General features: G+C 63.2%; 12 protein-coding genes. 7 read left to right on the top strand and 5 right to left on the bottom strand.

The window, feature by feature from the left end; genetic code table 11:
* Positions 1-10: 10 nt before the first annotated feature.
* Entirely contained in the window at positions 11-733 is a 723-nt protein-coding gene (locus V3330_RS06425) for an AsmA family protein (protein ID WP_354694566.1), read from the bottom strand.
* Positions 734-2,566 carry a cation:proton antiporter gene (locus tag V3330_RS06420; RefSeq protein WP_354694565.1) on the bottom strand — a complete coding sequence of 611 codons (1,833 nt, stop codon included), beginning with the start codon at positions 2,564-2,566 and terminating at the stop codon, positions 734-736.
* 144 nt (positions 2,567-2,710) lie between these two features.
* On the opposite strand from V3330_RS06420, the gene ubiE reads away from it, so the two are divergent.
* The 4 genes from ubiE to V3330_RS06400 are packed head-to-tail and all read left to right on the top strand — an operon-like array spanning position 2,711 to position 6,826.
* Positions 2,711-3,475, top strand: coding sequence for a bifunctional demethylmenaquinone methyltransferase/2-methoxy-6-polyprenyl-1,4-benzoquinol methylase UbiE (ubiE, locus tag V3330_RS06415; protein WP_354694564.1), 765 nt, complete (start codon positions 2,711-2,713; stop codon positions 3,473-3,475).
* 9 nt (positions 3,476-3,484) lie between these two features.
* Positions 3,485-4,138 carry a ubiquinone biosynthesis accessory factor UbiJ gene (locus tag V3330_RS06410; RefSeq protein ID WP_354694563.1) on the top strand — a complete coding sequence of 218 codons (654 nt, stop codon included), beginning with the start codon at positions 3,485-3,487 and terminating at the stop codon, positions 4,136-4,138.
* Positions 4,135-5,805: a ubiquinone biosynthesis regulatory protein kinase UbiB gene (gene ubiB, locus V3330_RS06405; protein WP_354694562.1), complete on the top strand. Its 1,671-nt coding sequence runs from the start codon at positions 4,135-4,137 to the stop codon at positions 5,803-5,805. The genes V3330_RS06410 and ubiB overlap by 4 nt, the downstream gene beginning before the upstream one ends.
* Positions 5,795-6,826, top strand: coding sequence for a hypothetical protein (locus tag V3330_RS06400; RefSeq protein ID WP_354694561.1), 1,032 nt, complete (start codon positions 5,795-5,797; stop codon positions 6,824-6,826). Before ubiB ends, V3330_RS06400 begins: the two co-directional genes overlap by 11 nt.
* Before the next feature lie 19 nt (positions 6,827-6,845).
* On the opposite strand, the gene V3330_RS06395 is transcribed toward V3330_RS06400, so the two are convergent.
* Positions 6,846-7,493 carry a putative 2OG-Fe(II) oxygenase gene (locus V3330_RS06395; protein WP_354694560.1) on the bottom strand — a complete coding sequence of 216 codons (648 nt, stop codon included), beginning with the start codon at positions 7,491-7,493 and terminating at the stop codon, positions 6,846-6,848.
* 263 nt (positions 7,494-7,756) lie between these two features.
* Between V3330_RS06395 and V3330_RS06390 the strand changes: the two genes are divergently transcribed.
* From V3330_RS06390 to V3330_RS06380, 3 genes are all read left to right on the top strand, one after another.
* Positions 7,757-8,506: a hypothetical protein gene (locus V3330_RS06390; protein WP_354694559.1), complete on the top strand. Its 750-nt coding sequence runs from the start codon at positions 7,757-7,759 to the stop codon at positions 8,504-8,506.
* A 108-nt stretch (positions 8,507-8,614) separates the two neighbouring features.
* Positions 8,615-10,042 carry a hypothetical protein gene (locus tag V3330_RS06385; protein WP_354694558.1) on the top strand — a complete coding sequence of 476 codons (1,428 nt, stop codon included), beginning with the start codon at positions 8,615-8,617 and terminating at the stop codon, positions 10,040-10,042.
* 32 nt (positions 10,043-10,074) lie between these two features.
* Positions 10,075-10,704 carry a hypothetical protein gene (locus tag V3330_RS06380; protein ID WP_354694557.1) on the top strand — a complete coding sequence of 210 codons (630 nt, stop codon included), beginning with the start codon at positions 10,075-10,077 and terminating at the stop codon, positions 10,702-10,704.
* A 14-nt stretch (positions 10,705-10,718) separates the two neighbouring features.
* Here V3330_RS06380 and V3330_RS06375 read toward each other — a convergent pair whose 3' ends face one another.
* Positions 10,719-12,488: a phospholipase D-like domain-containing protein gene (locus tag V3330_RS06375; RefSeq protein ID WP_354694556.1), complete on the bottom strand. Its 1,770-nt coding sequence runs from the start codon at positions 12,486-12,488 to the stop codon at positions 10,719-10,721.
* Between the two features lie 50 nt (positions 12,489-12,538).
* On the bottom strand, positions 12,539-13,318 hold the full coding sequence (locus V3330_RS06370; protein WP_354694555.1) for a 4'-phosphopantetheinyl transferase family protein: 780 nt from the start codon (positions 13,316-13,318) through the stop codon (positions 12,539-12,541).
* Positions 13,319-13,355: the final 37 nt, after the last annotated feature.

Here is a 13,355-nt window from a genome sequence, read left to right as displayed (position 1 = left end):
GGACGGCAGGCTATTCGCCGTCGTCATCCTCTTCGGACTCGTCGTCGCCGCCGAGCAGGCCGCGCAGCTTGCCGCTGACTTTTTCCTGCACGTCACCCAGCCGTTTACGGGCTTCGGCCTCGAGCAGCGCGCCCGCGGCTTCCGAGCTCAATTCACCAACCACTTCACGGGCGATCTGTTCGGCAAGTTCAGTGGGGGTGCCGCGCAGGTTGTGCATTTCGATCGCATCCACTTCAACGTCCGTGAAACGGTCGAAACTGTGGGACTCCAGCGCGGCGCGCGTTTTGTCGATGCGGAAATGCCGGATCACGATTTCCGGCTCATCGGCCGCGTCGGGGTCCACGGGCGGCGCGTTCTGCTCGATGGTTTCGAGCATCTGCCCGAAATTCGTCTTGCCGCCACGTTCCTCGATGAAGAAATCGGGATTGTCGATGACGACCCGCTTGATCTCCAGGTTTTCGTAATCCACCGATGCTTCGATTCCATTGAACCGGACCGCGTGCGGATTTTCAAAACCCGGCGGATTGGCCACGGATATCTGGCTGACCCGCAAGGTGCCGCCGCGGATGTCCGTGCTCACGCCGCCGACCTCGACCCGGCTGCCCATCGCGACCGTCGCCGCCTTTTCAATCTCCGTTTCGATCAGCCCGTCCAACCGGTAAGTCACGAAATACCAGGCAGCACCGGCTCCGATCAGCACGATCAGTCCCAGCGTCAGGAATACCTTTTTCATTCAATCCTCCTCCGGATCCCTGCCGTTCTGGCGCAGGGCCTTTTCTTCCGGGCTTTCAGTGGTCAATGATATGACGGTCCAACCCGGCTCCGGGTTCAGTTCCTCGAAATTCGAGAATACTTTCAGCCGCCCACGTTCGTTCAAACCGAACAGGTTGATCGACGGCGCTTTCTGGGTCGCATTGAACGCTTCATAGTCGAATTCCTCGGTCAGACTCGTGGCCTTGATTCGCGCACCCTGCCCCAGCAGGCTGGCCAGTTTTTTCCATGTTGCATCGCGCGTGAACAGCAGGTTTGCCCGCAGGCCCTGCGCCAGTTCCTTGCGCAGATTGTCCTCCTCGCCGGCGTAGGGCACGATGCTGAAGACGTGTTTGTGACCGAAATCGTGCCGCAGTCGCGCGCACACCATGGCATTGGCTTCGGTATTGCGTGACAGTGCCAGCAACTCCGTGTAGCCGGTCAGATCCATGTAGCGGTCGGCGTGTTCCGACAACGGGCTGCCGTAGTAGGTTTCCAGGCCTTTCATGCGGGCCTGCTGCAGGCCCTCGCGGGTCGTATCCGCCACCAGCACCTTGATACCCGCCTCATGCAGGGCTTCGCCGATTGCCAGCGACACCTTGTTCGCACCGGTAATCAGCACGCCCTGTTCGCCGCGGCTCGAAAGCCCCAGACGCCGCGCCAGCCAGCCGGCCGTGAGGCTTTGCACCAGCACGGTACCGATGATGACGGCGAAGGTCAGCGGCACGATCAGGTCGGCATTCTCGGCCTTTCCCTCCAGGCGCAGTGCGAACAGCGAAGAAATCGCCGCCGCCACGATGCCGCGCGGCGCGATCCACGACAGCAACAGTCCTTCCCGGAATTTGAGGCTGCTGCCAATACTCGAAACCAGCACCGACAGGGGCCGCGCCACGAACAACGCGACCGCCAGAATCAGCAGTGCGGGCACCCCGACCGACGCCAGGTGTTCCACGTTCAATCGTGCCGCCAGGAGGATGAACAGCATGGAAATCAACACGATCGTGAGGTGTTCCTTGAACGACAGCAATTCCTCCACGTCGAGGTCTTTGGTGTTGGCCAATACGATGCCCATGACGGTCACGGCGATCAGGCCGGACTCATGCCCCAGCGCATTGGACGCCGTGAACACCAGCAGCAACCAGGCCAGAGCCGCATAATTTTCCAGGTAGTCGGGGAACAGATGACGCTTGAGCAGATGACCGAGCACCACACCGCCCGCAAGCCCCCACACCGAGCCCAGCATGATCACCTTGCCGAACTCCAGCAGGGACTCCGCATCCTGCCCGCTCAGGATCAGTTCGAACACCAGTACGGCCAGAACCGCCCCGATCGGATCTACCAGGATGCCTTCCCAGCGCAGGATGTTCGCGATGCGCGCCGTGGGCTGTATGCTGCGCAGCATCGGCATGATGACCGTCGGCCCGGTCACCGAAACCAAGGCGCCGAACAACAGCGACAGGTAGAGATCCAGCCCCGCCAGGTAATATGCAGCCGCGGCCATGACACCGCAGGTTACGAGCACGCCCACACTGGTCAGGTTGCGAATGATCCGTGTCACGCTGTGAATGTCGGATATCCGCAGGGTCAGGCTGCCCTCGAACAGAATGATGGCAACTCCCAGGGAAATCACCGGGAACAGCAGGTCGCCGAGAAATTCGTCCGGGTTCAGAACGCCCAGCGCGGGCCCCAGCAGCAGACCGGCCAGCAGCAGCGGCAGAATCGCGGCGATCCGCAGGCGCCAGGCGAGCCATTGGCAGAACGCACCGAGGGCCAGCACCAGTGATATCTGCAGTGCCAGGTCGACACCGTGTTCCATGGGCCGCTCTCCCCGCTCGGTCAGGCCATTCGTCTTCGATTCTAACACCCGGCCGGCCCTCACCGGTGAGCGCTCCGGCCGGTGGGTAAGCGGCCGCGGGAACGGTACAATGGAGGCTGCCGTGATCCAGAAACCGAAGCAGCCATGACCGAATCCAGCACCGAACGGCCCGACACCACCCATTTCGGCTACCGCGAAGTGCCTGCGGAAGAGAAGACCGCCCTGGTGGGTGGCGTGTTCTCGTCGGTGGCGGCCCGCTACGACGTCATGAACGACCTGATGTCGCTCGGCATACACCGCCTGTGGAAACGGGATTTCATCGCCAACAGCGGTATCCGCCTCGGCGACCAGCTGCTGGATCTGGCCGGCGGCACCGGCGACATTGCGCGCGCCGCCAGCCGTCGGGTCGGCGCCCGTGGCCGCGTGCTGCTCACCGACATCAACGAGGACATGCTGCGCATCGGCCGGGCCCGCTGCGAAGACGAAGGCATGATCTCCAATATCGATTTCGCTCTGGTCAACGCGGAGCAACTGCCGTTCCCCGACCGCAGCTTCAATGCCGTCACCATCGCGTTCGGACTGCGCAACGTAACCGACCAGGCGGCCGCGCTGGCGGAAATGAAGCGCGTTCTCAAGCCCGGCGGGCGCGCACTGATCCTTGAATTTTCCCGGGTGCGCATCGAAACACTGCAGAAAGCCTACGACCGCTACTCATTTTCCGTGCTGCCGCTGCTCGGAAGGCTGGTCGCCGATGATGCGGACAGCTACCGCTACCTGGCGGAGAGTATCCGGCGTCACCCACCGCAGGAAGAACTGGCCGACATGATGCAGGACGCCGGCCTCGAACAGGTCCGGTTTCGCGATCTCACCGGCGGCATTGTCGCCATTCACAGCGGCTTGCGGGCCTGAGGCGGCAAGGTGGCGGCTCCGTACCGAACCCCGCTTCCCGGCCTGCTGGCCGGCTTGCTGGAAACCGCGGTCAACCGCCTGCTGGCCACGGACGAGGACAGCGGCATGCGCCTGCGACGTCTCGCCGGGCGCCTGGTCAAGCTCGAACTGGACGGACTCGGCATCGAACTGTGGTTTTCCTTCACCGAATACCGCGTCGCGGTTTCACTGGATGCCGACGGTGAACCCGACACGGTGATCAGCGGCAGTCCGCCGGCTCTGTTCGCCATGGCCCTGCCGGATGACGACGGCGGCTGGGGCCGCCCTGGTGCGCGGGTGAGTATCGCCGGCGACGCCACCCTGGCGCGTGACCTGGAACGGCTGTTCTCCCGCCTGGACCCCGACTGGGACGGGCAGATCGCCGCCGTTTTCGGGGATGTGGCCGGCCATCAACTCGCCTCCGGCGCCCGTGGCGCCCTGCGGCAATTGCGCCAGACCGCCGCGACCCTGGAAGAGTGGACCGGCGACTACCTAAGGCAGAGCGAAGGCCCTCTGGCCCAGCCCCCCGAAATCCGCGAATTCAGCGCGGCTGTCGACACACTGCGTGATGCCACCGACCGGCTCGAGGCGCGATTGCGCATACTGCGTGAACAACGGGATGGTGAAACGGAGGACGAGGCGTGATCCAGGGCCTGCGGCAGTTCGGCCGCCTGTTGAAGATCAGCGCCATCCTGGCGCGTTACCGGCTGGATGAATTTCTGCAGGCCACCCACCTGTACCGCCCCATGCGTTTTCTCACCGGCATCCTGCCCATCGGGCGCATTCCCGGGGTGGAGGACATGCCACGCGGTGAGCGGCTGCGGCGCGCGCTGCAGGACATGGGACCGATTTACGTCAAGTTCGGCCAGATTGTCTCCACCCGGCGCGACCTGGTTCCGCCGGACATCGCCGATGAGCTGGCCCTGTTGCAGGACCGGGTACCCCCGTTCCCGGGCGAGGAGGCCCGCGCCATCGTCGAGCGGGCACTGGAGCGCCCGGTCACCGAACTGTTTGCCGAATTCGACACCGAACCCATGGCCTCGGCGTCGATCGCCCAGGTCCATGCCGCCACCCTGCCGGACGGACAGGAAGTGGTGGTCAAGGTCGTGCGCCCCGGCATTCGGCGTCAGCTCAAACAGGATCTCGATCTGCTGTACACCATCGCCCGGCTGGCCGAAAAGTACTGGGAGAGCGGGCCACGGGTGCGCCCCCCGCAGTTCGTCCGCGAATTCGAAACCTTCATCTACGACGAACTGGATATGGTGCGTGAAGCCGCCAACGCGTCTGTTCTTCGCAGCAATTTCGAGGGTTCAAGTGACCTGTACATCCCGCGTATCCACTGGCAGTACACCCGGGAGCCGGTGCTGGTGATGGAGCGGGTCCGCGGGATTCCGGTGAGCGACATCGCCGCGCTGCGGGAACGCGGCGTGAACATGGAAAAGCTGGCCAAACGGGGAATTCGGGTTTTTTACACCCAGGTATTCCGCGACAACCTGTTTCACGCCGACATGCACCCCGGCAATATTCTGATCGACGCCACCGACCCGGAAGACGCGACCTTCATCGCACTCGATTTCGGCATTGTCGCCAGCCTCACGCCCAGGGACCTCTACTACATCTCGGAGAATTTCATCGCGCTGTTCAACCGCGACTATCTGCGAGTCGCCCAGTTGCACGTGGATGCCGGCTGGGTGCCGCCCGACACGAGAATCGATGAACTGGAGGCCGCGGTGCGAGCCGTGGGCGAGCCCAATTTCACGCGGCCGCTCAACGAAGTCTCCTTCGGGCAGTTGATGCTGAAGCTGTTTCAGGTGGCTTACCGCTTCAAGCTGAATATCCAGCCGCAGCTCATCATGCTGCAGAAAACCCTGTTGAACATCGAAGGCCTCGGCCGGCAACTGTACCCGGAACTCGACGTGCTGGCCGTCGCCAAACCCGAACTCGAAACCATCATGCGCGAAAAACACGGATTGGATCAGACCGCCAGGGAACTCCGTGAGCGCCTGCCCGGCTGGCTGAGCAAGGCGCCCGACATGCCGGGATTGCTGCACGACTACCTGCAACAGGCAACCACCGGCCGCCTGTCGAACCGGATCGATTCGGCCGAGCTCACCCGCCTCAATGCCGGCATCGAGCGCTCCCGCCGCCGCACGGTCGGCGCGCTGTCCGGCTCGGCCCTGGTGATCACCGGCGCACTGCTGCTGGGCCTGGACGCCGGCCCGTGGCAATGGTTCGGGGAGTCCGCCCTCGCCATCATCGCGCTGGTGGCCGGCGGCTGGCTGATACTGCGCGCCAATCGCGATGCCCCCTGAAGGGCCTGCACCGCCGTTGCCGGAACTGGCCGGCACCGCCCACTGGCACCTGTTCGACATCGACGCCGACGCCGAAAAGGCGGCGCTGATCAGGCTGGACGAGCCGGACTACCGGCAGGCCGGTTTTCTCGATCAACGCATCCTGCCGGCCGCACCGGAACGCCGGATGACAAGCCTGGCCGAACTGGACGAAGCGCTGTCGGAGGGCCCGGCCACCGCGGCCGACCCCGCGTTCATATTTCACATCGGCCACTGCGGCTCCACCTTGCTATCGCGTGCCTTCGATGCCAGCGCGCACACGCTTCCGTTGCGCGAACCGCTGACCCTGAGGCGCCTGCCGCTGCTCGACGCCGCCCGGCGGGAATCCTTGCTGAAGCTGGTGCTGCGTGCCCACGGCCGCGCCTTTCACCCGCGGCAAATTCCCGTGATCAAGGCGACCAGCATCTGCAACGGCCTGATCGAACCCGTCCTGAACCACCGTCCCGCCTCACGCGCCCTGTTGATGTATGTCGACCTGGACACTTACCTGGCCGGGATGCTCGGCAAGCACCAGCCGGCGCGGGATCTGCGTGGACACATCGAAGCACGGCTGGCCGACTGGCAATCACTGCCAGGAGCGCCCGTGCTCGACCCGGGCTCCCTGGACGAAGCCCGGCTGGCGGCCCTGGCCTGGCTTACCGGCATGCGCCACCTGGCCACCGCCGGCGCGGCAACGGGGGGACGTGTCCGCCTGCTGCATTTCGAGACATTCCTGGAATCGCCCGAACAGCACCTGAAATCTCTGGCCGCCTGGTTCGGGCTCGACGATGATTTGCCTGATCTGCTCGAAGCATGGCCGGCAGTGTCCACCGGATACTCCAAGAAACCCGACGAACCCTATTCGGCCTTCAATCGGCGCCGTACGCTGCATCGCGGCCGGCTGGAACGCGCTTCCGACATTCAGGCCGGCCTGCGCTGGGCGGAATCCATGATTGATCAGACCGCCGGCCTTTCGGTCTGCAGCCCGTACCTGCGACCCTGACGACAATCCCGGCCCGGTTTCAGCCGGGCGGCTCGAAAACGATATCGAGCGAAAACATCAGGCGCTCCTCGTCCGCGGCGAAATGCGGATGCGCGAAGTGCTGCAGCCAGCCCGGAAACACCAGGCAGGTGCCATCCATCGGAAAATAGTGCTTGTCGTAAGGCCAGTTCTTCTTCGCCGGAAACGTGGATTCCACGTGCGGGTTGATGAAGGTAATCGCGCCTTCCGGACGGGGCCGGACCGGCACCCGGGCGTAATAGGTGAGCACGCACGAGATGTCGCGATGCAGGTGCGGGGCCTGGTAGGCGGAGGCCGGATAAAGCACTGCCCAACTGGCCGTGATGCGCCAGCGGGTTCCCGTTACGGGCCAGCCGCTGACTTGCTGGTGCGCGGCCATGTAGGCGCCGACCGAAGGTTCCGCGATCTCCGTCAAAAATCGCGTCCAGACCGCATCGTCACGGCAATGCTCGTGCAGGACCACATCCGGTTGGTAGCCACCGACGGTCGTGATCGAATCCACCGAAACACGATTGGCCACGGACCGGTCGGCCTGCAGGTTTTTGACCAGGTCGAACAAGCCCTGGTTCAGATCGCTCGAACCGTACTCGCGATGGTGCACGACAACGGGGAACAGTGTTTCTGTAACTTCGGAATGCGGCTGACGCATGTTTGAAAGACCGGGCTGTTTTGCCGCCCAGCTTAACCCAGGAGTGGCCGAAAAACCGCACTGCGGCCGGGATCGGCAAAATTTTGGAAAAATGGTGAGAGAAACTGCATGTTTGTAACACTATAAAGGCAGAGTCGGTGATCGGCTCGTAGACACGGAAGTGGCTCGACAGCGTCGCGAACAGGGAACTTTGCGCGAGCGCCTTCGAGCAAGTCAAGGACGACACAAAGGGGGAGACCATGTGTGCCACGGATTCGCAGCACATGGAACCGAAGGTTCGGCCTTCGGGAAATGTGAGCACTACCCATGCCCGGCAGACCGGCGCAACGCTGGTCGAAATGCTTGTTGCCTCGCTACTCAGCATCGTCGTTTCATCCACCGCCATCGTGTTGATCAGTGACGGTCTGGGAAACAACGCACGCATCCTCGAAGATACCCGCCTGTCGAATGAAATGCGCCGGACGATGCAGATCATGTCTCGCGACGTGCGCCGGGCGGGCTATACGGCGGCCGCGATGTGGTGTCTCGCCAACACGGTGTGCCTGCCGGACGCGAGCATCAATCTGCCCGTGGATGCCGATCTGCCATTGCTCGGATCATTCGATCTTCCGGCTGGCATCCAGATCGCCGAATCCAATGACTGTTTCATCTTCGAAGTGGACCGCAACCGGGACGGCACCATCTCCGCAGATGAATACGGCGCCTACCGCAGCCGGACAGTGAACGGCGCCCGCCGCATGGAAGCCTGGACGGGAAGCACTGTGCCCGACTGCGCCGCGGACGACAGCGCTTGGATTGGCCTGACCAGCTCGCAACTGGTCGACATCGTCAATTTTCGGGTCGACGACGATCAGTCCGTTCAGGAAGTGGTCGCCACCGATTTGCTCGGCAACACGACCAACCAACGCCTCCGGCGGGTGCGGCTGGTTCTGCAGGGCCGCCTGCGCAATGCGCCCGAATTCCAGCAAACGCTGGAAACGACAATCGACGTTCGCAACGACATACTGCTTTGAATTCGTGCGGCCGGAAGCCGCGCCAGGGAATACGCCATGCAAGGGATTGCACCCAGTGAATCTGAAGGCCCGGCACGGATGCCGGGGGGCGTTGGTACCCAGCGAGGAATGATCACCACCCTCACTTGCGTTTTCGCCCTGGTGCTGCTGCTGATTCTGCTCGCCTACTCCACCCGCGCCGGGGTCACCGACCAGAGGATTTCCGCCGACAGCTTGCGCCAGAAGCAGGCATTTTTCGCCGCGGAGGCGGGCATCGGGCTGGCCCGCGAATGGTTCAACGCCAACCGGACGCTGATCAATGCCGACCTCGAGGACATGCTGGGCGCCGGAATCGATGGCTGGCTCGTGGCAGGCTCGGAGCGCTGGGTTCGTTGCGGTGATGTTGATTACGCTTCGGACCCCACCCATCCGTGCTGGGGTGACCCTGTGCCGGACCGGCGCGATCACAGTTACTTTTACTACTGGAACGGCTCGACCGAACTGCCCATCGGGGCACCGGGCATACTTGCCGGCACCGGCACCGAAGTAAAAGTGGAGGCCTTGATGTGCCTGCTCCACCTGGACCTGGGCCTCGACCCGGCCCTGGGTTCCATCATCGAGGGCTGCCACACCAATCCGGCACTGCTCGACGGTTCCAAGCTCATGGTCACGCTGCTGGCCACCGGCGGCGCCGACTGTGCCGCGGGCACCTGTGCGGCACAGTCGAGCATCAGCGAGCAGATCGCCAGTTTCAGCGTATCGGCATTCGCTCAGTTACCCGGCTTCCCGCTGGTGACCAAATCGGATCTGCCCACCGGCGGGCTGACCGAGATCGTCGCCAACATCAACGGTGGTGGCGCCGGCATTCCGGCGTCCATCTGGGGCAGCGCCAATCCTGGCTGCACCGGCCACGATGACATTGATCCCCGCAACGCTCCGCTCATCACCTGCGACGCGGAGGACTGGTATGGAGGACTGGGCATTCCCCTGGACCTGGGCTGTGGCCTGGCGCTGTGCGAGTGCCCGCTGGGTTCTGCATTGACCCTGACCACGCTGCTGCTCGACCAGGTCGGGGCGGACATTGTGCTCGACGATCTGTTTCCCTGCGATCTGTTCCAGTTTTACTTCGGCATGGCCCGCTCAGAGGCCGATAAACTCCGCGACTCGATACGGGTGATCAACGACTGTTCGACCCTGGATTCCGAGTCTGCCGGCGCCTATTGGGTGACCGGGGCGAGTTGTGAAATCGCCGCCAACACGACCATCGGATCTCCCGAGCATCCCGTCATGCTGATCAGTGCCTCGGGCGAAACACTCATGCACTCGGGTTCCGAACTCTACGGCATGTTGTTCGTTACCGATGTCGAGAACGGCGACGCCGAACTGAGCACGACCGGGGATGCGACCGTGTTCGGCTCGGTCGTGATGGACGGGGTTTTCGGCGAGCACAGCGGAACGTTCCAGGTGATCTACAACGAAGACATCATGGCCGACGTTTCGGCCGTGGGCGGTTTGGGCAGCCTGACGGGAAGCTGGACCGATCAACCCTGGTATTGAACCGCCAACCGCAACATCAGAGGGGATAGAACATGCACGAACGGCAATCAATTTCGGCGCGGCAACTCGGTTTCAGTCTCATCGACGTACTGGTGGCAGTCGCCATGTTCTCCGGAGGTCTGTTGGCCCTCGCGCAGCTGGAAATCAACCTGAGCCGGGTCGGAACCGACGCGCAGATCCGCACGCTGGCCGCCAGCCTCGCCGAGGAGCAGATCGAGGTACAACGGCGATTCACTCGGACCGGCAGCGATCCGAACGGCCTGCAGCACAGCTACGCGGACATTGTCGACAGCAGTTCGGCACGGACCGTGGGCAGCGTCGAACTCACCGTCTCGCAGACCGTCACCGACTATTACTGGGACCGGAGCACCGCTCAATTCACGACCACGGCGCCTCAGGGCGCCACGATATCCGATTTCAAGCGCCTGCACGTGGTGGTCAGCTGGAGCCACGCCCTGGAGCATCCCATCGACGAGGATACGTCGACATCGGGGCATCTCGGCAGCGGTTCGGTCGCGCTGGACACCCTCATTTCTTCGGAGGTGTCCGCGACCCGCCGGCTGGCCCTGATCGACGACCTCAACGGAGACGGACTGAGCCTGCCCCTTGGCGAGGCGGTAAGCCTGCCACCGTTGTTGCCGGGCCTGCCGCTGGGACTTTGAACCCGGGACGAGGCTTACAGGATGGGCTCGAGAAAAAAGAAAATCGAGCCCAGTAACAGGACCAGGTACTGGCGGCGGGTTCGCACCACGTCGGGAAAACTGCCCACCGGGTAGTAGTGCAGGTAGAAATCCGGATGGTTTGGCGGCAGCGGCTCGTGGCCGGGAATCAGTTCGTAAGCGGAAGTCGGGCCGCGCGACCAGTAATCCGCCGCCGTATCCTCGTCGATGAACGGCAGATCATCCGCTACCGGGTCCCCGTCATCCGGTTTCATGGCCACCACCCAGCTGTTCCCGGGTTCGATGTCGCGCCGGATCACCGCTTCCAGCCGGCCCGCGAATGCCTCGTCCCACACGATCAGTCCGTTTTCGGTGTTGAAGTCCTCCGAGCGGGGATCGAAGTTGTGCGACCCGATCATCGCCACTTTGCCGTCAACGACGAAAGACTTTGAATGCAGGCCGGCGCGAGGAGCCGGCATATCGATGGTCGAACCGTCGCCCGACACCACGGAATCACTTTTCAACCCGGCCCTTTTTTCCTCCATCAGTGCCGGCAGTCGCGGAAAGAACTCCGGCGCATCGGCCGGAAACGGCTTGAATTCGTACATCTGGAATCCAAGGCTGTCGATGTACCGTTTTTTGTGCCGGTGAGTATTTCCGTACACCGTGTCGGCATCGGTCGAAGCCAGGGAATTGGTGGAAAAAACCAGTTCGATTTCGGGATTCCGTTCGCGTAATTCACGGAACACATCACGAGCCTGTGGTGACAGCACGAGGTAGGGAGACTGGATCACGATCGACTCATGCGCCGCCGCCAGCACGTCATGCAACTCCCGGGTGATGTCCTTTTCCGGTGCGTTCTCCGGAGCCGCCTGTTTGCGCGGCCAGTCGGAGAAAAATTCGACCCTCTCCACCCGGTACACGGGATCGACGAATCGCGCACGAACATGGGAGGTATTCGCGACCCGCTCCAGCAATGGCAGCAGGCGCAGCGGCGGATGGTAGGTTTCGAGCGACGGATCGGCGCCATTGAGCAGTTCTTCGGCAACGTCCCGCAGATACTGCACCGGAACCGTATCGGGGCTCTTCCAGAAGCGATCGAACGAGACACGCATGTCACGCGCCGCAGGGCCGTACACGGCCGCATCACGATCCTTGAAGTTGTAGTTGGTGTCGAAATCGAAATAGCGATCCGCGATGTTCCGGCCACCGACGATGCCGGCCAATTCATCGACGACCATCAACTTGTTGTGCATGCGCTGGTTGAACCGCCGGAAACAGCAGGCAACCCCGCTGATCCAGTCGTGTTTTTCGGTACGCGCCTTGTGGAAGGACGGATTGTAGAAGCGAATCTCGAAGTTGACGTGGGCCATGGTGAGCTTCACCAGGTAATCCAGGTCCGCCACCGTGAACATCTGGTCCAGCAACAGGCGTACTCGCACGCCCCGGCGCGCTGCATCGAGCAGTTCATTGAGCACTAGCGTCCCGGTTTGATCGGCTCGCAGAATGAAGTTTTGCAGGTCGATCGTGTCCCGCGCCGCGCGGATGAGATGAACCCGAAGTTCCAGAGCTTCCCCGCCGGTTTCCAGCAGCAACACCCGGTTGCGACCATCACCGGCCGCCCGTGCCGCCATCTCCATGACTGGCGAATTCGCACTGCACCGGTCGCGCTCCGTCGCCGGACAACTGAGGGCCTGCTCACGGGCCTGCTCGACAGCCTGGTCCACCCGCTCGACCCGCGCGGGGCTGAGCTGGCAACCGGAAAGCAGGGCGCAAAGCAGGAGCACGACCGCTCCGGGGCGGCGACAGTCGCGCCAATGTACGAAACGGAGCGGAATCATGCAGCCGGCAGAAGTCGGTGGCAATGCAACTCCAGGCGCGGGTGCTGTACGGCCACCGCACCGACAAACCCGGCCTCGGGACGCAGCAGGGTCAGTGCCCAGCCTTCCGCATCGTCCCCCTCCATGGCGTGAATGGCGGCCGGCCGGTCCGGACTCATTTCGATACGGAATCGGCATAACTGGTTGGCGATGCCCTGACCGGAAGCTTTCACGACCGCTTCCTTGCAGGCCCAGGCACGCACGAAGGCGGCATCGCGACCGGCCGCCGGCATGGCCGTCAGATCATCGGCCTCGTCCGGATGAAAATAACGGCGCGCCACCCGCATGGCGTTGTGGGCGCGCCGATCCGCGGGCTCCAGATCCACTCCGATGGGATTGAACGAGCACACGCCGACCAGAACCTTGTCACCGCTTTTGGCCATGCTGAACTGCAAACCGGTCTGATGCACCGCGGCGTCCAGCACCGGCTTGCCTTTGACGCTTCGGACCAGGCTGACATCCTTGCCGGACAAGCCCAGGTAGGCACCCAGCAGCAAGCGCAGATAAAACCGTCGTGCAAAACGCCGCTGGCCGGCTGTCAGCGCAGCCCCCGAGTCGGGAGATTCGCCGGCCAGCGCCTGGCGCAACGGTGCACCGAGCAGGCCCAGGTCGAGAAACCAGGCATGAACCTCGCCTTCCGCCGGGGCGCCAAGCCGCGACAGCGGCATGTGCTGCGGCTTGAAGTCTTTCGGACCGGGCGAGACTGTGGTCTGCTGGCTGTCCGTTCCCTGCGCCAACGCGATACCCCTGTTGTGTTGATCGATTCGCCGTTTC

The sequence above is a fragment of the Elongatibacter sediminis genome, assembly GCF_037892215.1.
Lineage (GTDB): Bacteria > Pseudomonadota > Gammaproteobacteria > Xanthomonadales > SZUA-36 > Elongatibacter > Elongatibacter sediminis.
This window is presented reverse-complemented; position numbering and strand designations above follow the sequence as displayed.